The 23,240-nt window shown below is 67.9% G+C and carries 21 protein-coding genes; 8 read left to right on the forward strand and 13 right to left on the reverse strand.

All coding sequences use genetic code 11. The annotated features are described in order from the left end of the window. Nucleotides 1–48: 48 nt before the first annotated feature. Nucleotides 49–882, forward strand: a complete 834-nt coding sequence (locus tag AO057_RS08495; RefSeq protein ID WP_057675216.1) for an undecaprenyl-diphosphate phosphatase — start codon at nucleotides 49–51, stop codon at nucleotides 880–882. A gap of 46 nt (nucleotides 883–928) precedes the next feature. Here AO057_RS08495 and AO057_RS08500 read toward each other — a convergent pair whose 3' ends face one another. The 6 genes from AO057_RS08500 to AO057_RS08525 all read right to left on the reverse strand — a co-directional run bounded on the left by AO057_RS08500 (nucleotide 929) and on the right by AO057_RS08525 (nucleotide 7,717). Continuing rightward, the gene (locus AO057_RS08500) at nucleotides 929–1,771 is read right to left on the reverse strand and encodes an alpha/beta fold hydrolase (RefSeq protein ID WP_057675217.1); all 843 of its coding nucleotides are present in this window, start codon (nucleotides 1,769–1,771) and stop codon (nucleotides 929–931) included. Next, nucleotides 1,768–4,332: a DNA mismatch repair protein MutS gene (gene mutS, locus AO057_RS08505; protein WP_205630008.1), complete on the reverse strand. Its 2,565-nt coding sequence runs from the start codon at nucleotides 4,330–4,332 to the stop codon at nucleotides 1,768–1,770. The genes AO057_RS08500 and mutS overlap by 4 nt, the downstream gene beginning before the upstream one ends. Nucleotides 4,333–4,397: 65 nt before the next feature. After that, entirely contained in the window at nucleotides 4,398–5,180 is a 783-nt protein-coding gene (locus tag AO057_RS08510) for a GntR family transcriptional regulator (RefSeq protein WP_057675219.1), read from the reverse strand. Next, a complete protein-coding gene (locus AO057_RS08515; protein ID WP_057675220.1) occupies nucleotides 5,164–6,354 on the reverse strand; it encodes an amidase in 1,191 nt (396 codons plus the stop codon). The genes AO057_RS08510 and AO057_RS08515 overlap by 17 nt, the downstream gene beginning before the upstream one ends. Then, the gene (locus AO057_RS08520; RefSeq protein ID WP_057675221.1) at nucleotides 6,351–7,274 is read right to left on the reverse strand and encodes a polysaccharide deacetylase family protein; all 924 of its coding nucleotides are present in this window, start codon (nucleotides 7,272–7,274) and stop codon (nucleotides 6,351–6,353) included. Before AO057_RS08520 ends, AO057_RS08515 begins: the two co-directional genes overlap by 4 nt. An 11-nt stretch (nucleotides 7,275–7,285) precedes the next feature. After that, nucleotides 7,286–7,717, reverse strand: a complete 432-nt coding sequence (locus tag AO057_RS08525; protein ID WP_057675222.1) for a nuclear transport factor 2-like protein — start codon at nucleotides 7,715–7,717, stop codon at nucleotides 7,286–7,288. A 230-nt stretch (nucleotides 7,718–7,947) separates the two neighbouring features. Between AO057_RS08525 and AO057_RS08530 the strand changes: the two genes are divergently transcribed. The 4 genes from AO057_RS08530 to hpxZ all read left to right on the forward strand — a co-directional run bounded on the left by AO057_RS08530 (nucleotide 7,948) and on the right by hpxZ (nucleotide 13,036). Beyond that, entirely contained in the window at nucleotides 7,948–9,132 is a 1,185-nt protein-coding gene (locus AO057_RS08530; RefSeq protein WP_057675223.1) for an ABC transporter substrate-binding protein, read from the forward strand. Nucleotides 9,133–9,212: 80 nt separating this feature from the next. Continuing rightward, nucleotides 9,213–10,091 carry a branched-chain amino acid ABC transporter permease gene (locus AO057_RS08535; protein ID WP_057675224.1) on the forward strand — a complete coding sequence of 293 codons (879 nt, stop codon included), beginning with the start codon at nucleotides 9,213–9,215 and terminating at the stop codon, nucleotides 10,089–10,091. Further along, nucleotides 10,088–12,619 (forward strand): branched-chain amino acid ABC transporter ATP-binding protein/permease, encoded by a 2,532-nt coding sequence (locus AO057_RS08540; protein WP_057675225.1) that lies wholly within the window; start codon nucleotides 10,088–10,090, stop codon nucleotides 12,617–12,619. The genes AO057_RS08535 and AO057_RS08540 overlap by 4 nt, the downstream gene beginning before the upstream one ends. A gap of 21 nt (nucleotides 12,620–12,640) precedes the next feature. After that, nucleotides 12,641–13,036 carry an oxalurate catabolism protein HpxZ gene (gene hpxZ, locus AO057_RS08545; RefSeq protein WP_057675226.1) on the forward strand — a complete coding sequence of 132 codons (396 nt, stop codon included), beginning with the start codon at nucleotides 12,641–12,643 and terminating at the stop codon, nucleotides 13,034–13,036. Between the two features lie 3 nt (nucleotides 13,037–13,039). Here hpxZ and AO057_RS08550 read toward each other — a convergent pair whose 3' ends face one another. Genes AO057_RS08550 through AO057_RS17475 form a run of 3 tightly spaced genes read right to left on the reverse strand, consistent with a single transcriptional unit; the run spans nucleotide 13,040 to nucleotide 15,189 of the window. Further along, nucleotides 13,040–13,426 carry a DUF2237 family protein gene (locus tag AO057_RS08550; protein ID WP_057675227.1) on the reverse strand — a complete coding sequence of 129 codons (387 nt, stop codon included), beginning with the start codon at nucleotides 13,424–13,426 and terminating at the stop codon, nucleotides 13,040–13,042. A 54-nt stretch (nucleotides 13,427–13,480) separates the two neighbouring features. Continuing rightward, nucleotides 13,481–15,031 (reverse strand): cryptochrome/photolyase family protein, encoded by a 1,551-nt coding sequence (locus tag AO057_RS08555; RefSeq protein WP_057675228.1) that lies wholly within the window; start codon nucleotides 15,029–15,031, stop codon nucleotides 13,481–13,483. Further along, entirely contained in the window at nucleotides 15,028–15,189 is a 162-nt protein-coding gene (locus tag AO057_RS17475; protein WP_082605637.1) for a DUF2256 domain-containing protein, read from the reverse strand. The genes AO057_RS08555 and AO057_RS17475 overlap by 4 nt, the downstream gene beginning before the upstream one ends. A 262-nt stretch (nucleotides 15,190–15,451) precedes the next feature. Here AO057_RS17475 and AO057_RS08560 point away from each other — a divergent pair, with 262 nt between their 5' ends. Continuing rightward, on the forward strand, nucleotides 15,452–18,421 hold the full coding sequence (locus AO057_RS08560; protein ID WP_057675229.1) for a sensor domain-containing protein: 2,970 nt from the start codon (nucleotides 15,452–15,454) through the stop codon (nucleotides 18,419–18,421). A 17-nt stretch (nucleotides 18,422–18,438) separates the two neighbouring features. Here AO057_RS08560 and AO057_RS08565 read toward each other — a convergent pair whose 3' ends face one another. Further along, nucleotides 18,439–19,356 (reverse strand): inositol monophosphatase family protein, encoded by a 918-nt coding sequence (locus AO057_RS08565; protein WP_057675230.1) that lies wholly within the window; start codon nucleotides 19,354–19,356, stop codon nucleotides 18,439–18,441. A 123-nt stretch (nucleotides 19,357–19,479) separates the two neighbouring features. Here AO057_RS08565 and AO057_RS08570 point away from each other — a divergent pair, with 123 nt between their 5' ends. Together AO057_RS08570 and cysE are read left to right on the forward strand one after the other, a co-directional pair. Continuing rightward, a complete protein-coding gene (locus AO057_RS08570) occupies nucleotides 19,480–20,250 on the forward strand; it encodes an RNA methyltransferase (protein WP_057675231.1) in 771 nt (256 codons plus the stop codon). 9 nt (nucleotides 20,251–20,259) lie between these two features. Continuing rightward, entirely contained in the window at nucleotides 20,260–21,033 is a 774-nt protein-coding gene (cysE, locus tag AO057_RS08575) for a serine O-acetyltransferase (RefSeq protein WP_057675232.1), read from the forward strand. Nucleotides 21,034–21,042: 9 nt separating this feature from the next. On the opposite strand, the gene AO057_RS08580 is transcribed toward cysE, so the two are convergent. From AO057_RS08580 to yjgA, 3 genes are read right to left on the reverse strand one after another with little or no spacing between them, the layout of a single operon-like run. Further along, on the reverse strand, nucleotides 21,043–21,921 hold the full coding sequence (locus AO057_RS08580; RefSeq protein WP_057675233.1) for an EamA family transporter: 879 nt from the start codon (nucleotides 21,919–21,921) through the stop codon (nucleotides 21,043–21,045). A 22-nt stretch (nucleotides 21,922–21,943) separates the two neighbouring features. Continuing rightward, on the reverse strand, nucleotides 21,944–22,546 hold the full coding sequence (mog, locus tag AO057_RS08585) for a molybdopterin adenylyltransferase (RefSeq protein WP_057675234.1): 603 nt from the start codon (nucleotides 22,544–22,546) through the stop codon (nucleotides 21,944–21,946). Continuing rightward, nucleotides 22,539–23,183 (reverse strand): ribosome biogenesis factor YjgA, encoded by a 645-nt coding sequence (yjgA, locus tag AO057_RS08590; protein ID WP_057675235.1) that lies wholly within the window; start codon nucleotides 23,181–23,183, stop codon nucleotides 22,539–22,541. Before yjgA ends, mog begins: the two co-directional genes overlap by 8 nt. Nucleotides 23,184–23,240: the final 57 nt, after the last annotated feature.

A 23,240-nucleotide genomic window follows, 5' to 3' on the forward strand; every position in this document is an offset into this window, starting at 1 on the left:
GCCGCGCCCGAAGGCCAGCGATAATCCACGGTCTTCTCTGGAGTCCCCGTGGATATCACCCTGTTGATCAAGGCCGCCCTGATGGGCATCGTCGAAGGCCTGACCGAATTCCTGCCCATTTCCAGCACCGGCCACCTGATCCTGGCCGGCGCGCTGCTGGGCTTCGATGACGAGAAGGCCAAGGTCTTCGACATCGCCATCCAGACCGGCGCCATCCTGGCCGTCATCCTGGTCTACTGGCAGAAGCTGCGCGCCACCGTGGTGGCCCTGCCCACCAGCCGGCAGGCGCAGCAGTTCACGCTCAATGTGCTGATCGCCTTCGTGCCGGCCGTGGTGCTGGGCCTGCTGTTCGGCAAGGCCATCAAGGCGAACCTGTTCACGGCCGAGGTGGTGGCGACGACCTTCATCATCGGCGGTTTTGTCATCCTCTGGGCCGAGCGGCGCCAGGCGCGCGCCGAGACCGCGCCGCGCATTCTTGATGTGGACCAGATGGGCTGGAAGGACGCCGTGAAGGTGGGCCTGGTGCAGTGCCTGGCCATGATCCCGGGCACCAGCCGCAGCGGCGCCACCATCATCGGCGGCATGTTGCTGGGCCTGTCGCGCAAGGCGGCCACCGACTTCTCCTTCTACCTGGCCATCCCCACGCTGATCGGCGCCGGCGCCTACAGCCTGGTCAAGGAGCGCGCGCTGCTGTCCCTGGCCGACCTGCCCATGTTCGGCGTGGGCCTGCTGTTCTCCTTCATCAGTGCCTGGCTATGCGTGCGCTGGCTGCTGCGTTTCATCTCTACCCACAGCTTTGTCGGGTTTGCCTGGTACCGCATCGTCTTCGGCATCGTGGTGCTGGCCACGGCCTGGAGTGGTGCGGTGAAGTGGAGCGCCTGAGTCCCGGGTGCTGAAACAAAAGGCCGCAATTGCGGCCTTTTGTTTTTTACGCGCTGTGGTTCTTGAGCTCGCGCACGCGCTGCAGGTTGAGCAGCGCGGCCTCCATGGCCGCAGCCGTGGTGACGGGCTGCTCCATGGGGAAGAGATGCGAGCCGTCGAGCATGCTGATGCGGCCCTTGGTGACCTTCTCGGTCATGGCCATGCCGACCTGTTTCATCTCCACCGAATGGCGCCCGCCGATGAAGGCCACCGGGCACTTGAGCGGGTGGCGCTTGAGCAGGTTGTCCAGGTGGTCGGGGATGGTGTTGTAGATGGCGGTCTCGACTTCGCGCGTGAAGCTCAGCACGCGCTTGCCGTCCTCGTCGTGCATGCCGTGTTCCACGTAGTCGCGCAGCACCTGTTCGTCCCAGTGGGCGAAGGCCTTCTTGTGGCGCAGGTGTTCGAAGGCGGTGTCGGCGTCGGGCCAGCTGTTGCGGCGTGCCTTGCTGATGGCACCGGGCGAGACCGCGCCGATGAGCTGGGTGCGCTTGGCCACGTTCACGCTGGTGGCGCGCCAGCCGCCCAGGATGGGCGAGTCGATCAGCAGCACGCCGCAGGCGAGTTCGGGGTGGCGCGCCGCCGCCATCAGGCTGAGGAAACCGCCCAGCGAGTGGCCGACCAGGAAGGCGGGCTCGCCGCTCTTGTCCACTTCGGCCGCGGTGAAGTCGGCCAGCTGCTGCACCAGGTGCGGCCAGTTGCTGGTGACGGGGTAACGCTCGTCATGCCCGAACTTGTCCACGGCCTTGATCTTGAAGCCGCGGCGGCGCAGCTCGGCGAAGAGCACGCGGTAGGTGCTGGCCGGGAAGCTGTTGGCGTGCGAGAAGATGATCTGTGGCAGATGGGAATTCATGGACGGTCAGCGATTTTCTTCAGGGCGTAGAGCGCATCGAGCGCGTCGCGCGGGCTCAACTCGTCGGGGTTGATCTCGGCCAGGCGCGATTCAACGGCGCTGGGCGTAGTGTGCTCCACCACCGGCGGCGCGGCAAACAGGTCGACCTGGGCCTGGCTCTGCGAGGCGCTGGTCTCCAGCGCTTCGAGTGCGTGGCGCGCATGGTTGACCACGGCCGCCGGCATGCCGGCCAGGCGCGCGACCTGGATGCCGTAGCTGCGGCTGGCCGGGCCGGGCTGGATCTCGTGCAGGAAGACGATGTCGTGGCCCGACTCGGTGGCGCTCACATGCACGTTGATGGCGGCGTGGTGTTTGGCCGGGAACTCGGTGAGCTCGAAGTAGTGCGTGGCGAACAGGGTGTAGGCCTGCGTCTTGTCGTGCAGCTGGGTGGCAATGGCGCCGGCCAGGGCCAGGCCGTCGAAGGTGGAGGTGCCGCGGCCGATCTCGTCCATCAGCACCAGGGACTGCGGCGTGGCCGCGTGCAGGATCTGCGCGGCCTCGGTCATCTCCAGCATGAAGGTGGACTGGGCGTTGGCCAGGTCGTCGGCGGCGCCGATGCGGGTGTGGATGGCATCGATCGGCCCCAGGCGGCAGGCGCTGGCTGGCACGTGGCTGCCCATGGAGGCGAGTAGCACGATGAGGGCCACCTGGCGCATGTAGGTCGACTTGCCGCCCATGTTCGGGCCGGTGATGATCTGCATGCGCTGCTTCGGCCCCAGGCGGGTGTCGTTGGCGATGAAGGCACCGGAACTGGTCTCGGCCAGGCGGGCCTGCACCACGGGGTGACGGCCGGCCGTGATCTCGATGCAGGGTTCGTTGGCGAAAGTCGGTGCGCACCACTCCAGCGTGAGCGAGCGTTCGGTCAGGGTGCACAACACGTCCAGCGTGGCCAGGGCGCGCGCGGTGCGCGTGAGCGCGGGGATGTGCGGCGCCAGCTGGTCCAGCAGTTGTTCGTAGAGCCACTTCTCGCGCGCCAGGGCGCGCTCCTGCGCACTCAGGGCCTTGTCTTCGAAGGTCTTCAGTTCGGGCGTGATGAAACGTTCGGCGTTCTTCAGGGTCTGGCGGCGGCGGTAGTCTTCGGGCACGCGGTCCAGGTTGCTGCTGGTGATCTCGATGTAGAAACCATGCACCTTGTTGAACTGCACACGCAGGTTCGTGATGCCGGTGCGGGCCCGTTCGCGGGTTTCGAGGTCGAGCAGGAAACTGTCGCAATTGGTCTGGATGGCGCGCAGCTCGTCGAGTTCGGCGTCCAGGCCGTCGTTGATGACCCCACCGTCGCGCACCAGGGCGGCGGGCTCGGGCAGGATGGCGCGGGCCAGCAGTTCGGCGCAGCCCGCGGGCGGCAGCAGCTGTTGCGCCAATTGGGCCAGCAGACCCGTCTGGCCCCGCAGCACCGGTGCCAGATGCTCTGTTTTTTGTAGCGTCTGTTGCAGCGCGACGAGTTCGCGCGGGCGCACCTGGCGCAGGGCGATGCGGGCCGTGATGCGCTCCACGTCGCTGCAGCCCTTGAGCTGTTCGCGCAGTCTGGGCCAGGGGCCCGAACGCAAGGCGGCAAGGGCGTCAAGCCGCTGCTGCGCCGGGGCGCGGTCGCGCGCGGGCTCCAGCAGCCAGCTTTTCAGCAGGCGGCTGCCCATGCCGGTCATGCAGGTGTCGAGCAGGGAGAAGAGGGTGGGGCTGTCTTCGCCGCGCAGGGTCAACACCAGTTCGAGGTTGCGGCGCGTGGTCTGCGGCAGGTCGATCAGCTGGTCGTTGCGCTGCACGCGCACGTTGTGCACGTGGCTCAGGGCGCGGCCCTGGGTGTGTTCGGCATAGGCCAGGAGCGCGGCGGCGGCGGCGTGGGCCTGCGGCAGGTCCTGCGCGCCCCAGCTGGCCAGGCTGGCGGCCTTGAGCTGTTCGAGCAGCTTGTTCTGGCCCAGGGCGCTGTCGAACTGCCATTCGGGACGCAGGGCTAGGGCCATGCCACTGGCCTGCTTGAGCGCCTGCAGGCGCTGCTCAAACGCCGGTGTGCAACCCGCGCTGTAGATCAGCTCGCCGGGGGCGATGCGCGCCAGCCATTCGGGCAGCTCGTCTGGATTGCATTCGGCCAGGTTCACCTCGCCCTGCGTGACGCTGAGCCAGGCCAGGCCCAGGGTATTGCGCGGGCCCTGGTGCACGGCCAGCAGCATGGATTCGCTCTTGTCGCTGAGCAGGGCGGAATCGGTGAGCGTGCCGGGCGTAACCACGCGCACCACCTTGCGCTCCACCGGGCCCTTGGCCGTGGCCACGTCGCCCACCTGCTCGCAGATGGCCACCGATTCCCCCAGCTTGATGAGGCGGGCCAGGTAGGTCTCGACCGAATGGAAGGGCACACCGGCCATGACCACGGGCTGGCCGCCGGACTGGCCGCGCTGGGTGAGGGTGATGTCGAGCAGGCGGGCGGCCTTCTCGGCATCGGCGTAGAACAGTTCGTAGAAGTCACCCATGCGGTAGAACAGCAGGGTCTGCGGGTACCCGGCCTTCAGGCCGAGGTACTGCTGCATCATGGGGGTGTGGGGGGCGGCCGGATCTGACATCCGGGCGAGTCTATCAACACCCGGCGTGCCGGTCTTCAGGCCAGGCCGAGCAGGCGGGCCAGGCTCTGTTCGTTGCCCGGCGCTTCGATCATCAGGTGCTCTTCCAGCTCGCGCAGGTGCTGGTCCATGAGCTTGACTGCACCTTCTGCGTCGCCCTTGGCGATGCAGTCCACGATGCGTTCGTGTTCGTCGTGCTCGCAGGCCGCGTTGCCCGGGGGCTGGTGCACGGCGACGATGAGCGAGCAGCGCGAGACGATCTCGGCCAGGTAGCGCTGCAAGATGTCGTTGCCTGACAGTTCTGCCAGGCGCAGGTGGTAGGCGCTGGCGAGTCTTGCCCAGGCGGGCTGGTCGAAGCGGTGCATGGCCGCGTGTTCTTCACGCAGCTGTTCGCGCAGGCCCTTGAGGTCGCGCGCGGTGGCGCGTTCGGCCACCAGGCGCACGATGGCGGCTTCCAGCGAGCGGCGGGCTTCGAAGATCTGGCGCGTTTCCTCGCGGGTGGGCACGGCCACGATGGCGCCGCGATTCGGGCGCAGCTGCACGATGTGGTCGTGCTCCAGTTTTTGTAGCACCTTGCGCACCACCGAGCGGCTCACACCAAAGAGTTCACACAGCGGCGCCTCGGGCAGTTTGGTGCCGGGCTTGAGGCGCTGGCTCATCACGCTGTCGAAGACGGCACGGTAGATGCGCTCTTCCACGTCGCCGCTCTCGTCGTTCTTGAGCAGCGTGTCTTCCACGCGCGGCGCGGCCGCGGTCTTGCGGTTGGTTGCCACCGGGTGGGAGCGCCGGGCGCGGGTGGAGGTGTCAGTCGATTTCGGCATGCAGGGTACGGGCCAGTCTGATCAGTGCCAAGTCGCTGCCAGCGGGCCCCAGCAAGGAGATGCCCAGCATATCACCGGAGGGCGCACGCACCGGCAGGCTGACCTGGGGCAGACCGCTCAAGCCCGCGATGCAGGTGATGGCCATGGTGCGCAGGCGCACGGCGTCCACGTCGGCCGGGTCGGCGTCGCGCCGCGGGGCCAGGCTGGCGGCCGAGGGCAGCACCAGCACACCGTCCGTGCCGACCAGGCTGCGCACCTGCGCGCGCATGGCGGCCGCGGCACCACGTGCCGTGGCGGCCGCCTCGGCCGTGACGGTGCTGGCGTTGTGCCAGCGCGCCGCAATGGCCGGGCTGAAGGCGGGCTGTGCGTCGCGTATCCAGGCGCCGTGGGTCAACCAGCCCTCGTAGGCGCCGGCGGTCATATAGGTCTGGCGCCATTGCGTCAGGCCCTGGGGTTCGGCGACGCGTTGCCCCTCGGGCGCCACCTTCAGTTGCCGCGCCAGGGCGTCGCGCACGCGTTGCAGGGGCTCGGTGAAGATCGGGTCGGCCAGGTCCCAGGCGTCCTGGGCCACGAGCAGGCGGCGCGGCGTGTAGTTGCTGGCGGGCAGCAGCACAGCGCCCACGCGCTCGAACACCTCGCCATCGGCTGCCAGCCAGGTGGCGGTGTCGAAGCTGGGGTGCAGGGGCACCAGGCCGCGGGCCGAGACCAGGCCGTGCGTGGTGCGCAGGCCCCACAGGCCGCAGTAGCTGGCGGGCACGCGGGTCGAGCCGCCGGTGTCGGTGCCCAGGGCGAAGTCCACCAGGCCGGCAGTGACGGCGGCGGCCGAGCCGCTGGACGAACCACCGGTCACCCGCTCCGGGTAGCGGGCGTTGAGGGGCGTGCCGTAGTGGAGGTTGTCGCCGTGCAGGCTGTAGGCCAGCTCGTCGGTGAGCACCTTGCCCATGAGGGTGGCACCGGCGTCCAGCAATTGGGCCACTACGTCGCTGTGGCGCGTGGCGGGGCTGTGGGTGGCCAGCCAGCCGGGGTTGCCCGCGCCGGTGGTGTGGCCGGCCACGTCGAACAGGTCCTTGGCGGCGAAACGCAGGCCGGCCAGCGGGCCGGTGGGCTGGCCTTCGACGACGAAACGGCCGTGCGGCACCCAGGCGCCGACGGTGTCTGTGATGGGGAAGTTCATGCGTGGTCCTCGGGGTGCTGGCGGGCCAGGCCCTCCATGTGCTGGCAGATGGCGCCGGGGGTGGTGAACCAGACTTCACCGCGGTCGCGCGCCGCAACCAGATGCTGCAGGGCGCGGCGCAGGTGGCGCAGGCGGTAGGGCTGGCCCACCAGGTAGGGATGCAGGGCGATGCCCATGACCAGGGGCTGGGTGCGCGACTGATCGAGCATCTCGTCGAAGTTGTCGATGATCATCTGCGCGAAGTCCTTGCCGTCGAGCTGGCGGCCCACGATCATGGGGATGTCGTTGAGCTCCTGCGGGTAGGGGATGGACCACAGGCCGCGGCCATCGCGCGTGCGCATGCGCACGGGCTGGTCATCGTGGCACCAGTTGAGCGTGTAGCGGTAGCCGGTTTCGGCCAGCAGGTCGGGGGTGAGCCTGCTCTCGCTGATCCAGGGCGAGAGCCAGCCGCCCGGGGTCACGCCGCTGCGCAGATGCATGCGCTCGCTGCACAGCTGCAGCAGCTCGCGCTCGCCGGCTTCGTCGAGCGCGCCCTGGCGTTCGGCATTGCTGTGGCCGTGGCCCACGAGCTCGTCGCCGCGCGCCACGAAGGCCGCCACGAGTTCGGGGCAGTGGTCGTAGAGCGCGGTGTTGATGAGCGCGGCCGCGGGCAGGCGCAGCTGGTCGAACAGCTCCAGGCAGCGCCAGGCGCCCACGCGGTTGCCGTATTCGCGCCAGGAGTAGTTGAGCACGTCGGGCTGGGGCGAGGCCGGGCCGATCATGGCGCCCAAGCCTTCGCCGAAAGCGAAGTGTTCGATATTGAGCGCCAGGTAGACGGCCAGGCGCGCACCGCCGGGCCACTGGTAGTCGGGGCGTTGCGTGATGGGGCGGTAGGGGAAACGCCCGTGGTCGGGGAGCAGGCCAGGGTAGATCGCCGGCATGGTGCTGTACCTCACAACGTCGCCAGGCCGGCGCGCACGAGCAGCCATTCGGCGCTGTCGTTCCAGACCTCCATCTGCGTGATCAGGCCCTGCTTCACGACGTAGCGGTCCACGTAGCGGTTGCCTTCGAAGGGCGTGCCGTCGGGCCAGGCGCCGTAGAGCGTGCCGCGGCTATAGACGATGGTCTCGTCGGCGCTGCCGCCGGTCACGGTTTCGGTGGCCTCGATGTTTTTCTTCACCCACTGGTAGCGCGTGGCGTTGAAGGCCGCGCATTCGGCCGGGGCCTTCATGGCGCGCCCGCCGGTGAAGCGGATGCGCAGGCCCGGCGCCACAAAGCGTGCTGCCGCGGCCGGGTCCGGGATCATCAGCAGGCGCAGGTACTCGTCCACCACGGCGGCGGGGCTGGCGGGTGCCTCGGTCTGGTTCATCACCTTGTTATCCATGGTCCATTTCCTCTCGTGTATCCCCCTTTTGGTGCCGGATGCACCATCCGGAGCCGCCAGGGCTGTGCCATGCATGTGCTCGCAAAAGACATGCCATATTGTTGACAATCTGATCATATATATGAAAACAAAGTAATTGCCATCGTGGCGACACTGGCACGCGACTTGCATGGAGGTAGGAGCCCGCGGGCCAACCCGCTTTCTGTCCTTCCACTCACAGGAGTACCGCCATGAACCCTTGCTCTTTCTCCGCGACCCGTCGCACGCTGCTGGCCGCCGGCCTGGCCCTGGCCGCGGCCGGCCCGGTGCTGGCCAATGAACCCATCAAGATCGGCCTGGTGACGGCGCTGTCGGGCCAGTCGGCCCTGGCGGGCGAGGCCATCACGCGCGGCATGCAGGTGGCGATGGACGAGATCAACGCCAAGGGCGGCCTGCTGGGCGGGCGCAAGCTGGAACTGGTGCGCCGCGACGACGAAGCCAACCCCGCCAAGGGCGTGGTGGCTGCGCGCGAACTGATCTACCGCGAGAAGGTGGCCGTGGTCTTCGGCGGCCTGGACACACCGGTGTCCATGGCCATCGTGCCGCTGATGAACCAGGAGAAAGTGCCGTTCATGGGCCCCTGGGCCGCGGGCACGGGCATCACCAAGAACGGTGCCAACCCCAACTTCGCCTTCCGCGTGTCGGCGGTGGACGAGATCGTCGACGTGGGCATGCTGGCCTACGCGCAGAAGAACTTCAAGAGCGCCAAGCCCGGCCTGATCCTCGTGAACAACCCCTGGGGCGAGAGCAACGAGAAGGGTCTGAAAGCCGCCATGGCCGCCAAGGGCGTGACGCCCGCCGGCGTGGAGAAGTTCGAGGCCAACGACGTGGACATGGTGCCGCAGCTCACGCGCCTGAAGGCCGCGGGCGCCGACACCCTGTTCATGGTGGGCAACGTCGGTCCCTCGGCCCAGGTGGTCAAGTCGCTGGAGCGCATGGGCTGGAAGGTGCCGGTGGTCTCGCACTGGGGTCCGGCCGGTGGCCGTTTCACCGAACTGGCCGGTGCCATGGCCAAGGACGTGCACTTCGTGCAGACCTACAGCTTCTTCGGCAAGCAGACGCCGGTGGGTGAGCGTGTGATCAAGGCCCTGATGGCCAAGTACCCGGCCATCAAGGGCCCGGGCGACATCTCGCCCGCTGTGGGCGTGGCCAATGCCTACGACGCCATGCACCTGACGGCGCTGGCCATCCAGGCCGCGGGTTCGACCAGCGGTGACGCGGTGCGCCAGGGTTATTACAAGATCGACAAGTACGAAGGCCTGATCAAGACCTACGTCAAGCCCTTCTCGGCCGAGGTGCACGACGCCGTGCAGTCCAGCGACTACGTCTGGGCGCAGTTCATCGACAACCGCATCGTTCCGGTAGGAATGAACTGAGCTGCTTCGGCAGCGTAGGCAACGCGGGTCATCGTCTGCTGAGGACGGACCCGCTTTTTTGGGTTTGAAGAGGACGAGATATGTCGGAGTTATCCGCGCTGGTCAGCGGCCTGGGCCTGGGCAGCATGTACGGGCTGATGGCCCTGGGTTTTTACGTGACCTATGCCGTCAGCGGCACGGTCAACTTTGCCCAGGGCAGTTCCATGATGCTGGGCGCGGTGCTGACCTACACCTTTGCGCAGACGCTAGGCTGGCCGGGCTGGGCGGCGGTGTTGCTGGCCCTGGCGCTGTGCGCGGTCTACGGCCTGATCGTGGAACTGCTCGCGGTGCGGCCCTTCGTGAATCGCGGCTCGGACGCCTGGCTCATGGCCACGGTGGCGCTGGGCATCGTGCTCGACAACGTGGTCATGGCCACCTATGGCAAGGAGCCGCGCAGCCTGCCTTCCCCGCTGGCGCAGTCGCCGCTGGAGGTGGCGGGGGTGGGCCTGGGGGTCTACCCGCTGCAACTGCTGATTCCCGTCGTGGGGCTGGCACTGGCTGCCGTGCTGCACACGCTGAGCCGGCGCACGCGCTGGGGCACGGCCATGCTGGCCGTGGTGCAGAACCGTGCGGCCGCGCGCCTCATGGGCATCCCGATCCGGCGCGCGGTGGCGCTGGCCTTTGCGCTCTCGGCCCTGTTCGCGGGCATTGCCGGCGTGCTGATCGCGCCGCTGACCAATGTGCATTCCGACATGGGCACGCTGTTCGGCCTCAAGGCCTTTGCGGTGGCCATCCTGGGCGGCATCACCAGCGCCTGGGGCGTCATGCTCGCCGGCCTGCTGTTTGGTGTGGTGGAGGCGCTGATCACCGCCACGCTGGGCTCGGGGTACACGCAGATCCTGACCTTCGCGCTGGTCATCGCGGCGCTGGCCTGGCGGCCCAACGGCCTGTTCGGTCGCGCGGAGGTGAAGAAGGTATGAACGTGTCTTTTGTGAAACGGCCCGTGCTGGGCCTGGGCACGCCGCTGCAGATTACGGCGCTGCTGGTGGTGCTGGGCCTGGGCGCCGGCCTGGTCCTCTCGCTCAACGGTTACTGGGTGTTTGTGTTGGCGCAGGTGGCGCTGCTGACCCTGGTGGGCGTGGGCCTCAATGTGCTGCTGGGGCTGACGGGCCAGGTGTCTTTCGGCCATGTGGGTTTCTACGCCATCGGCGCCTACACGGTGGCCATCCTCACCACCAAGGCAGGGTTCAGCTTCTGGCTGGCTTGGCCCCTCGCGGCCCTGATCGGTGGCGCTTGCGGTGCGCTGCTGGCAGTGCCGGCCCTGCGCGTGAAGGGGCCCTACCTGGCGATGATCACCATCGCCTTCGGTTTCATTGTCGAGAACGGCATCATCGAGGCCGGCGCGCTGACCGGTGGGCAGAACGGCATCATGGGCCTGACAGCTCCGGCGCTGGGTGGCCTGGCCCGGGGCGAACGCGCCGTGGCCTTGCTGGCCATCGCCGCCGCCGGCCTGGGGCTGGCAGCCTATGCCTGGCTGGCGCGCGGCACCTGGGGCGCGGCCATGCGCGCCGTGCGCGACGCCGAGACCGCCGCCGAATCGGTGGGCCTGAACCCGCTGGTCATCAAGACCGTGGCCTTTGCCGTTTCCGCCTTGTGCGCGGCGGCAGCGGGTGCGCTGTTCGCGCCGCTCTCGGGCTTTGTCACGCCGCATACCTTCGGTTTTCTGCAATCCATCCTCTTTGTGCTGGTGGTCATGCTGGGCGGTGCCGGCTCCGTCACCGGCCCGCTGGTGGGCGCGCTGCTGGTAGGCCTGCTGCCCGAGCTGCTGTCGGGGCTGGAAGAATTCCGCCTGCTCTTCTTCGGCGTGCTGCTGCTGGTGGTGCTCTGGGTGGCACCCGGCGGGGTGGTGGGTGGCTTGCAGCGCCTGCGCGCCCGCTGGCAGTCGGCCCCGGTCAACGTACCGCGTGTCCAGACGGCTGGCAGCCTGGCCTTGCCGGCGCGTGCGCGCCTGGGTCTGCAGGCCCAGGGCCTGAGCATGCAGTTCGGGGGGGTGCGCGCCGTGTCGGAATTGAGCTTTGAAGCGCAAGCCGGTGCGGTGACCAGCCTGATCGGCCCCAACGGCGCGGGCAAGTCCACCGCGCTGAACATGCTGGGCGGTTTTTACCTGCCCACGGCGGGCGCTTTTGCGCTGGGCGGCGAGGCGCTGGCCGGCCGCAGCGCCATGCAGATCGCGCGCCGGGGTGTGGCGCGCACCTACCAGACCTCACAACTTTTCGGTAGCCTCAGCGTGCTGGACAACGTGGTGCTGGCCATGCAGCGCGGCCGCCTGGGCCCGCTCTTGGGTGCGGCACGCCGCCATGCGCCCGCGCACACGGCGCGTGCGGCCGAGCTGCTGGCTTTCTGCGGCTACGGTGGTGACCCGGCTGCGCTGGCGGCGGACCTGCCGCACGTGGACCGGCGCCTGGTGGAGATCGCCCGCGCTCTGGCTACCGACCCCGAGGCCCTGTTGCTGGACGAACCTGCCGCCGGCCTGTCGCGCGAGGACAAGGAGCGCCTGGGTGCGCTGCTGCGGCGCATTGCCGTGGCTGGCATCACCGTGCTGCTGGTGGAACACGACATGACGCTGGTCATGGGCATCAGCGACCACGTGGTGGTGCTCGACGCGGGTCTGCGCCTGGCCACCGGCACAGCGGCCGAGGTGCAGGCCAACCCCGCGGTGCAGCAGGCCTACCTGGGTGAATCGCTCGAAGGGGATGCCGCAGCACGCGTGGTCGACACCACCCAACGCCCCGAGATGCTGGGTGTGGGTTCATTGGTGGCTGGTTACGGTGCCGAGCCTGTGCTGCACGGCATCAATCTGCAGGTGCGCCAGGGTGAGGTGGTGGCTTTGCTGGGCGCCAACGGCGCGGGCAAGTCCACGCTGATGAAGGCGCTGGCGGGCCTGCACCGGCCCGTGCAAGGGGGCATCCATCTCGAAGGCCGCGAGCTCAAGAACCTGGGCGCCGAACAGGTGGTGGCCCAGGGTGTGGTGCTGGTGCCAGAGGGACGCCAGGTCTTCCCCGAGCTCAGCGTGCTGGACAACATCCGCCTGGGCGCCTTCCTGCACCCGGCCGATCGCGATGCGCGGGTGGAGGAACAGCTGCAGCGTTTCCCGCGCCTGCGCGAGCGCCTGCACCAGCGCGCCGGCCTGCTCTCGGGTGGTGAGCAGCAGATGCTGGCGATTGCGCGCGCGCTGATGTCGAAGCCGCGTATCCTGCTGCTCGATGAACCTTCTCTGGGTCTGGCACCGAAAATCATTGCCGAACTGTTCGCCGCGCTGGACCAGTTGCGGCGCGAGGGCATGACCCTGCTGCTGGTGGACCAGATGGCCGGGCTGGCGCTGGCGCTGGCGGACCGCGCCTATGTGATCGAAGGCGGGCGTATCGTGGCGCAGGGCACAGCGGCCGAGATTGCGGCCGATGGCGCCCTGGCCCAGGCCTATCTGGGCGAGCAGGTAGGGCATCACTGACAACCGGGAGTGAAGATGACGATGGAGATCAATGCGCCGGCCGTGCTGGCCGAAGTCACGGCGGCTTTTGCGCGCTACGAGGACGCGCTGGTGCACAACAAGGTGGAGGTGCTGGACGAGCTTTTCTGGGACAGCCCGTTGACCCTGCGTTACGGCGTCACCGAGAACCTCTACGGCGCTGCCGAGATCCAGGCCTTCCGCGCGGGGAGGCCGTCGGCGGGGCTGATGCGCGAGCTCACGCGCACGGTGATCACCACCTACGGCACCGACTACGCCACGGCCAACACCGAGTTTCGCCGCGTCGGCAGCGAGGCCATCGGCCGCCAGAGCCAGACCTGGCTGCGCACGCCCGCGGGCTGGCGCGTGGTGGCCGCGCACGTCAGCCTGCTGGCTGCGCCGGCGGTCTCGGCGCGCTGAGGCTCAGGGCTGGGGTTCGCGCTTGCCGGGCACCAGCGCGTGCGCGCGCAGCTGGTCCAGCGTGACGTAGTCCAGCGCGCGCAGGTGCGTGCATTCCAGCACCACGGGCGGGGCGACACCGGCCTCCAGCGCCTCTTTCCAGCGCAGGGCGCACAGGCACCAGCGGTCCCCGGCTTTCAGACCGGGGAACCGGTACTCGGGGCGCGGGGTGACGAGGTCGTTGCCGCTGGCCACGGAGAAGTCGAGGAAGGCCTGGGTCAGACGCGCGCAGATCACGTGCGAGCCCAGGTCGTGCGCATCCGTCTTGCAACAGCCGTCACGGTAGAAGCCGGTGAGCGGATCGTAGGAGCAGGGCATGAGCTCGGAGCCCAGGACGTTCAGGGTGGTCATGGCCTGAGCTTATGGCAAAACGCCCCGCTTGGCATGGGTCCGGGCATCGGGCGCTCAGGCCAGGGTGCCGACCTCGCCCCGGCGGATGGCGGCCGCACGGTCCTGGATCGCGCTGCGCTCGGTCTCGTCAAGCCGGGCCAGGTTCCTGACCTGCAGCGCGGTGCGCGGGTTGCGCGCCAGCAGCGTTTCGTGGCGCAGCAGGAAATCCCAGTACAGCGTGGTGATGGGGCAAGCGCGCTCGCCGGTGCGCTGGGCCGGGTCGTAGCGGCAGCCCTTGCACAGCGGGCTCATGCGTTCGATGTACTTGCCGCTGGCGATGTAGGGCTTGCTGGCCATCAGGCCGCCGTCGGCATACTGGCTCATGCCCAGGGTGTTGGGCAATTCGACCCATTCCACCGCGTCCACGTAGATGCCGAGGTACCAGGCGTGCACCTGCTTCGGTTCCACGCCATAGAGCAGGGCGAACAGGCCGGTGACCATGAGGCGCTGGATGTGGTGGGCGTAACCGTGTTGCAGCGTCTGGACTATGGCGTCGGCCAGGCAGGCCAGATCGGTTCGGCCGTCCCAGAACCAGCTGGGCAGGTCCTCTTTCGCGTCGAGCGCATTGCCTTCGAGGTACTGCGGCATCTGCGTCCAGTAGATGCCGCGCACGTACTCGCGCCAGCCCAGGATCTGGCGGATGAAACCCTCGCAGCTCTGGATGCTGGCGCGGCCGTCGCGCCAGGCAGCTTCAGCGGTAGCGACGACCTCGCGCGCGCCCAGCAGCTTGAGATTGAGCGCGGCAGCGAGGTGCGCGTGGTAGAGCCAGGGCTCACCCGGCCAGATGGCGTCTTGCCAGTGGCCGAAATCAACCAGGCGCTGGTTGACGAAATCATCGAGCGCCTGCAGGGCCTGCTCTCGCGTGACGGGCCAGGCAAAGCTGTCGAGGGCGCCCGGGTGCGACGCAAAACGCTGCTGCACCAGCGCCATGACTTCAAGCGTGATCGCGTCGGGCGCGAACTGGCTGCGCGGCGGCACGAAACCCGGGCCCTGGGGGCCGAAGGCCTGGCGGTTGTCTGCATCAAAATTCCACTGGCCGCCGGCGGGCTGATCACCCTCCATCAGCACCTGGTGTTTCTTGCGCTGCTCGCGGTAGAAGTACTCCATGCGCAGGCTCTTGCGGCCTTTGGCGTGGGCGGCGAAGTCGCGCACCGTGGTGTAGAAGTGCCGGTCATCGCGGATCTCCAGCGGGACGCCTGCCGCCGCCGCCGTGGCCTGCAGGGCCTTGAGCACGCGCCAGTCGCCCGGCGCGGTCATGATGAGTTGCTGCGGCTGCAAGGTGGCCAGGTCATGCGCCAGCTGGGTTGCCAGGCTGCCCTGGTTGCCCGCGTCATCGAGCCGCACGTAATGCAGCGGCCGACCGGCCTGTGCCAGTGCCTGCGCGAAATGGCGCATGGCGCTCAGGAACAGCACGGTGCGGGGCTTGCTTGAGGGGATGTGGGTGGATTCCTCGGCCACCTCGGCCATCCAGACGCGGTCCTGCGCGGGGTCGAAGCCGTCGAAGGCGGTCGCCTGCAGGTCGAGCTGGTCGCCCAGCACCAGAACGAGCGAGCGCAGTGCGTTCATGCGGCGGGCCGGGCGCGGCGGCAGGCTTGAGAGCAGTACTTGACCTGCTCCCAGTTCTTTTCCCATTTCTTGCGCCAGCTCATGGGGCGCCCGCAGACGCAACAGGGTTTGCTGGGCAGGGACTGCTTGTTGCCCTTGAAGTCTTTGGACGGGGTCATGGCCTGCGGGTGGATGCGGGGTGCAGAGCCGAATGTAGCGCTTGCCCGGCTTTCCCGCTCCCGCCCCGCGCATGACCCTGTGCTGCCGCCGGCTGGCCCCCGGGCTGTTGGATGCAGCAGGAATACCGGCTTTCAGGACTTATTCCCGCGGTGCCGGGGAGCCCCTGGCCCCAACTCGATTAACATCGTCCAACACTTCTGGGCAGCGTCCAGGGGCGCAGCCATCAGGCTGTGCGCGGGACGCTGCCGACCGGCACATTTCATGGGTTCTTCTGACGACAAGGACGAGATCACGCGAGTGCGCGCGCAACTGCGCGAGGTTGAGCTGCGTTTGCAGGAGCGCGAGCGTGACTGGGCCTTTCTGGAGAGCCAGCGCCACCATACCGAGGTGCTGTTCACCGCAGCCTTCGACGAAAGCCCCGAGGCCATTGGCCTGTCCCGACTGAGCGATGGCCTGATCGTCGATGTGAACCAGGAGTGGCTGGCTGTCACCGGCTACACCCGCGAGGAGGTGATCGGTCACACGGTGGTGGAGATCGGCCATTGGCCGGACCAGGCCAGCCGCGAAGCCGCCGTGGCCGCCTTGCGCGTCAGCGGCCGTCTGCGGGACTACGAGGCCATCGTCCATCTGAAGGACCGGGGCAAACGCCTGGTGCGCCTCAACGGCACGCTGATCGATGTGCGTGGCGAGAAGCACATCCTGATGTACATCAAGGACATCACCACCGAGCGCATGGCCGAGGAGTCGCTGCGCTCGGGTGAGCTGGCGCTGGCGCAGGCCAATGAAAAGCTCAACGCCCAGCTCGAACTCTACGACCTGACCGAGCGCCTGGCCCGCGTCGGCCACTGGACGGCCAGCCCGGATGCCCAGACCATCACCTTCTCGCGCGGCTTGCAGAGCCTGTCCGGCGAGGACTCGGGGCAGTCCGCCCGCACCAGCAACGTGGCCCGCAGCCGCATCCATCCGCAGGACCTGCCGATCTTCGTGGCGGCACGCCAGAGCATGGACGGCCGCCTGCTGACCTACCGCTGGCTGCATCCGGACGGCAAGGTGCACTGGTTGCGCTCAAGCATGCACCGTCACCACAATGCTGACGGCAGCGTGACCGACATCGGTGTGGTGCAGGACGTCACGGGCGAGCATGAGGCGAGCCTTGCCTTGCAGGAGAAGCTCGATTTCATCGAAAAGCTCACCAGCCGCGTGCCCGATGTGCTGTTCCAGTACCGCTACCGCAAGGACGGGCGGCTCGCGTTTCCTTTCATCAACGAGAGCGTGCGCAGCCTGTTCGGCCTGGACCCGGACGAAGTGCGCCAGGATGCCCGCAAGATGTTGGCGGTCATCAACCCGGAGGACATCCCGGCGCTGTTTGAATCCATGCGCACGGCGCACCAGGACGGCGCTTCGTGGCAGCATGAGTTCAGGGTGCGCTCGCCCGATGGCAGCACGCACTGGATGCGCGGCAACGCGATCACGATGCGCGAGCCGGATGGCGAACTGTCTTCCTACGGCGTCATGCGCGAGTTCACCAAGAGAAAGATGGCCGAGACCCAGCTGCAGGCCAGCGAAGAGCGCTTCCGCAGCCTGACCGACCTGTCGTCCGACTGGTACTGGGAGATCGACGAACACTTCCGCTTCACCAATTTCGTCGGCTACCGCGACGGCAAGTCCATCCTGACCCAGGAGGACAGCCTGGGCAAGACGCGCTGGGAGCTGGGCGCGCTGAACCTGGGCCCCGACGACTGGGACGCCCACCGCCGCGTGCTGGAGTCGCACCTGCCCTTTCGCGACCTGGAGCTGCAGCGGCTCGACGCCGACGGAAAGCCTTACTGGGTGGCCGTCAGCGGCACGCCCATCTTCGATGGCAAGGGCCGGTTCTGTGGCTATCGCGGTATCGGGCGAGACATCAGCAAGCGCAAGAACGCCGAGGACGAGACCCAGCGCCTGGCTTTCTACGACACTCTGACCGGCCTGCCCAACCGCCGCCTGCTGATGGACCGGCTCTCGCACGCCCAGGTCACCAGCGCGCGCAACAAGCGCTACGGGGCCCTGCTGTTCATCGACCTGGACAATTTCAAGGACCTCAACGACACGCTGGGCCACGACGTCGGCGATCTGTTGCTGGAGCAGGTCGCCTTGCGCCTGGTTTCCTGCCTGCGCGAGGGCGACACGGCGGCGCGTTTCGGCGGCGACGAGTTCGTGGTGATGCTCGAAGACTTGAACGAGAGCGACACCGACGCTGCGAGCCAGGCCGAGCTGGTGGCCGAGAAGATCCTGACCCGACTCAACGCCCCCTACGAACTGGTGGGTCGCCAGCACAACAGCTCGCCCAGCATCGGCATCACGCTGTTCTGCGGCTCCTCGCTGGGCGTGGACGAACTGCTCAAGCGCGCCGACGTGGCCATGTACCAGGCCAAGGCGGCCGGTCGCAATACGATGCGCTTCTTTGATCCCGGCATGCAGGCCGCCGTGCTGGCACGCGCCGCGCTGGACGCCGACTTGCGCCTGGGCCTGCAACGCGACGAACTGCTGCTGCATTACCAGCCGGTGGTCGATGGCTACAACAAGATCGTCGGCTACGAAGCGCTGTTGCGCTGGCGCCATCCGGGCCGTGGCATGGTGCTGCCGGGCGAGTTCATCGGCCTGGCCGAGCAGACCGGCCTGATCCTGCCGATCGGCCAGTGGGTGCTGCGTTCGGCCTGCCGCCAGTTGGTGGCCTGGGCCGAGCAGCCCGCCACCCGCAAGCTGAGCCTGGCGGTCAATGTGAGCGCGCGCCAGTTCCGCCAGGCCGATTTCGTGAGCCAGGTCCAGGCCGTGCTGGACGACACCGGGGTCGACCCGCAGTACCTGAAGCTGGAGTTGACCGAGAGCGTGCTGATCAGCGACGTGGAAGACGCCATCCGCAAGATGGGCGCCTTGCGCGAACGCGGCGTGCGTTTTGCGCTGGATGATTTCGGCACGGGCTACTCATCGCTGAGCTACCTCAAGCGCCTGCCGCTGGACCAGCTCAAGATCGACCAGTCCTTCGTGCGTGACGTGCTGACCGATCCCAACGATGCGGCCATCGTGCGCACCATCCTGGCCCTGGCGCAGAGCATGGACCTGCAGGCCGTGGCCGAGGGGGTGGAGACCGAGGGGCAGCGTCAGTTCCTGCTGGACAGCGGCTGCACTGTGTTCCAGGGCTACCTCTTCGGGCGCCCTGGTCTGCTGGGGCTGCCAGTTTTGCCGGCTTAGGCCCGACTCCAGGCGGATTATTCGAAAGCGCCCTGATCGCGCTCGTCGCCGTTGCCGTTCCCGTTACCCGACGACAGGCTGAGCTTGTCGGCGTTCTGGCGCGCTTCGGCTTTTTCGCCGGCGCCGGCGAACTTGCTGTACTTGTGCAGCAGGGGTACCAGCTGGCCGTAGATGCGCGGGGCGCCGGCCAGGCATTCCTTCTGTTCCAGGAAGTCGGACTCCCCGGTGAAGTTGCCCACCAGGCCACCGGCCTCGGTGACCAGCAACGAACCCGCGGCCACGTCCCAGGGGCTCAGGCCGGTCTCGAAGAAACCATCGGTGAAACCGGCGGCCACATAGGCCAGGTCCAGCGCGGCTGCGCCCGGGCGGCGCAGGCCGGCGGTGCGCTGCATGACGTCGCTCATCATGGCCAGGTAGGCCGGGAAGTTGTCGCCCTGGCGGAAGGGGAAACCGGTAGAGATCAGGCACTGCGAGAGCATGGTGCGCTTGCTCACGCGGATGCGGCGCTCGTTCATGTAGGCGCCGCGGCCCTTGGTGGCCGTGAAGAGGTCGTTGCGCGAGGGGTCATAGATGACGGCCTGCTCGACCTTGCCCCGGACCGCCAGCGCGATGCTGACGCAATAGACCGGGAAGCCGTGGATGAAATTGGTGGTGCCGTCCAGCGGGTCGATGATCCAGACGTGGTCCGAATCCTGGGCGCCGCGCGTGCGACCGGTCTCCTCGCCCCAGATGGCGTGGCCCGGGTAGGCGGTGAGCAGGGTCTCGATGATGGTCTCTTCGCTGGCGTGGTCCACCTCGGTCACAAAGTCGTTCACCTGCTTCTGCGAGACACGCACGGCCTCGACGTCGAGCGCAGCGCGGTTGATGATGGCGCCGGCGGCGCGGGCGGCCTTGATGGCCACGTTGAGCATGGGGTGCAGATTGGGGGACGACATAAATTGTGAGGCGTTGGGGGCGTAGCCGGTGGCGCTGCCCTGGAAGCTGAAGAGCGGGAAAGCCGGTCCGGCGATGCGGGCGGCGACAATAGGGCCAGATTTTACCCGCAGTGCCCGTTTTCCATGCCAACCAGCCCCCAAACACCCGCATTTCGTACCCGTTTCGTGCTGATCCAGACCAGCCACGCCGGCAATGTGGGTGCCGCCGCGCGCGCCATCAAGGTCATGGGTTTCGACGAGCTGGTGCTGGTGGCGCCGCGCTGGGCCAATGTGCTGCGGCGCGAGGAAACCATCCAGCGCGCCAGCGGGGCGCTGGACGTGCTGGAGAACGCCCGCATCGTCGAGACCCTGGACGAGGCGCTCGACGGCATGACCCACCTGTGCGCCACTGCCATGACGCCGCGTGACTTCGGCCCGCCCACGCGCGCGCCGCGCGAGTACTTCGCCCAGCTGGTGCAGTCGGCCACGCCGGAGTCGGGTGCGCAGGGCGTGGCCTTCCTCTTCGGCTCCGAGCGCTTCGGCATGCGCAACGAGGACGTCTACCGCTGCCACGTGGCCCTGAGCATCCCGACCAACCCGAAGTTCGGCTCGCTGAACCTGGCCTCGGCCCTGCAGGTCATTGCCTATGAATGGCGCCTCGCGCTGGGCGGGTTTCCCGTGCAGGAAGCCACAGCCCCGGTGGTGCGGGCCGACGCCCCCATGGTGGCCGGGATGCTGACGCACCTGGAGCAAGCCCTGGTGGCCGTGAATTTTCTGGACCCCGAGGCGCCCAAGAAACTGATGCCGCGCCTCAACAGCCTGTTCAACCGCGCCGACCTGACGCAGGAGGAAATCCATATCCTCAGAGGTGTCGCCAAGGCCATGCTGGAGACGGCCGACAAGGCCAAGCGCTAGACTAGCCATATGTTTGCCCGCCTCCGCTCCGACATCCAGTGCATCCTCGACCGCGACCCGGCTGCCCGCAGCGCCTGGGAGGTGCTGACCTGCTACCCCGGCCTGCATGCCATCGTGATGCACCGTTGGGGCCACTGGTGCTGGACCCACGGCCTGAAGTGGTTGGGGCGTTTCATCTCGCACATCGGCCGCTGGCTGACGGGCATCGAGATCCATCCCGGCGCCAAGATCGGTCAGCGTGTGTTCATCGATCACGGCATGGGCGTGGTGATCGGCGAGACCGCCGAGGTGGGCGACGGCTGCACCATCTACCACGGCGTCACGCTGGGCGGCACATCGCTCTACAAGGGCACCAAGCGCCACCCGACGCTGGGCCGCGACGTGGTGGTCAGCGCGGGCGCCAAGGTGCTGGGTGGCTTCGAGGTGGGTGACGGCGCCAAGATCGGCAGCAATGCGGTGGTGATCAAGCCGGTGCCGGCCGGCGCCACGGCCGTGGGCATCCCGGCGCGCATCATCCCGTCCAGGGCCGGCGAAAGCGCCGACGTGACCGCGCCGCAGAACAAGTTCACGGCCTACGGCATCACGCTGGATGACGATCCACTGGGCCAGGCCATGAAGGGCCTGATCGACAACGCCTCCTCGCAGGAGCACCAGATCGCCCTGCTGTGGCAGGCCATCGAGAAGCTGTCCTCGGGCAAACCGATGTCCGATTGCGTGCCCGGTGACGCCGCGCGCGAAGAGAACTTCGAAAAAGACAAGCTCAACCAGCTGGTCGGCAAGTAAGCCGCTGCTTCAGGCTTTTCCGGTCACGCGTGCGCCCAGCACGTTGACGACCAGCCCGCCCATCACCAGCGCCGCGGCGCCCAGCTTCCAGGCCTGCAGGGGCTCACCCAGCAGCAGGGCCGAACTGCCCATGCCGAAGACCGGGATCAGCAGGGCCATGGGCGTGATGGTGGCGGCCGGGTGGCGCGCCAGCAGCCAGCCCCAGGCACCGAAGCCGAACAGGGTGTTGCCCACCGCCTGCCAGACGATGGCCGCCCAGGCCGCGAGGCTGGCGCGCGGCAGGGCCTCGGTGATGGCAGCCGGCCCTTCGAACCACAGGCTCAGCACCAGCAGGGGCGGTACGGCAAAGACCGAACTCCAGACCATGAACCCCAGCATGTCGACCTTGCCGATGCTGCGCGCGAGCACGTTGCCGCAGGCCCAGCACAGGGCACCGCCCAGGGCCAGACCCAGGCCCAGCGGCGTGACGTCGGTGTGGGTCTGGTGGAAGCTCTGCCAGGCGATCAGCGCAAAACCCAGGGTGGCCAGGGCCAGGCCGCCGAACTGCACACGCGGCATGCGCTCGTGCTGCAGCCAGGCCACCAGCAGCAACGTCATGAAAACCTGCGACTGCATCAGCAGCGAGGCCAGGCCGGGCGACACATCGTTGCGCATGGCCAGGAACAGCAGGCCGAACATGAAACCGATGAACACCCCGTAGCTCACCAAGTAGCGCCAGGCCACGGCCGGGCGCTTGATGAAAAGCAGCCAGGGCAGGGCACTGAGCACAAAACGCAGGGTCGCCAGCAGCAGCGGCGGCAGCTCGGTCAGGCCGAACTTGATGACGACGAAGTTGGTGCCCCAGACCGCGACCACGGCCAGCGCGAGCAGGAGGTGCGACAGGGGCACGGCGGACTCGCTCGGGCCGGGCTCAGGCGGTCTTGGGGGCGCGGATGGCCGACTTGGGACGGAAGGCCTTGCAGACTTCGTCGTTCGTTTCCATGTAGGGGCCGCCGATCAGGTCCACGCAGTAGGGCACGGCGGCAAAGATGCCGGCCATGATGGATTTCCCCTCGGCGTCCTTCAGGCCTTCCAGCGTCTCCTGGATGGACTTCGGTTGCCCGGGCAGGTTGATGATCAGGCTCTTGTCGCGGATCACGGCCACCTGGCGCGAGAGGATGGCAGTCGGCACGAACTTCAGGCTGATCTGGCGCATCTGTTCGCCAAAACCCGGCATCTCCTTGTGCGCCACGGCCAGCGTGGCTTCGGGCGTGACGTCGCGCAGGGCCGGGCCGGTGCCGCCCGTGGTGAGCACCAGGGAGCAGCCGGCGTTCACCAGCTCGATCAGGGTGGCGCTGATGCGGGCCTGCTCGTCGGGGATCAGGCGCGGCTCGAAGCTGATGGGGTTCTTCAACGCGCGTGTCAGCCAGTCCTGCAGGGCGGGCAGGCCCTTGTCTTCATAGACGCCAGTGGAAGCGCGGTCGCTGATGGAGACGATGCCGATCTTGACGGCATCGCAGGTGGGATCACTCATCGTCTTCTCCGGCTTCGGCATCGACCGAGGCGAGCAGTTCACGCACCAGCTGGAAGACCTCGCGGTAGGCGCGGCCCTGGCGCGGGGCCAGGCCCTGCGACACGGCGGCCTTGTCTGCGGGGATGGCGTCCTTGCGGGCCTGGCGCACCAGGGCGCGCAGCTGCTGGGTGTCGGTCTGCGGAAAGTCGCTGACCCAGGCGGCTACGGCCTCGTCGTCGGCGATCAGGCGGTCGCGCCACTGTTCGGCCGTGTGCAGCAGGGCGGTCTCGCGGGCCGAGGGCATGTGCTGCTCGACCAGGGCGGCGCGCGCGGCGTCCAGCACGGCGGGGTCGAGCTGGCGCATGAGCTTGCCGACGAACTGCATCTGGCGGCGTTTGCCCTCGAAATTGGTGATGCGCTTGGCCTCGGCCAGGGCTTCCAGCAGCTTGTCCGGCAGTTCCAGCTTGGTCCGCAGGTCGGCGCGCAGGTTCAGCAGGGACTCGCCGAGTTTCTGCAGCTCGGTGCTCTCGCGCTTGAGGTCGGTGCGGCTGACGTCGGTGTCGCCCCGGAGCTCACGCTTGAGCTCCAGGTCGAGTTCGCTGCCTTCGGCGACGAACTGGCCTTTGACGTAATAGCCTTTTTTGGGTTTGCGGGACATGAGTGGGGTGAATTCGTTATGCCGCAATGCCTGCGTACACGGGCAAGTATCATAGCC

Origin of the sequence: Curvibacter sp. PAE-UM (assembly GCF_001432305.1) — a bacterium.
Classification (GTDB): domain Bacteria; phylum Pseudomonadota; class Gammaproteobacteria; order Burkholderiales; family Burkholderiaceae_C; genus Hylemonella.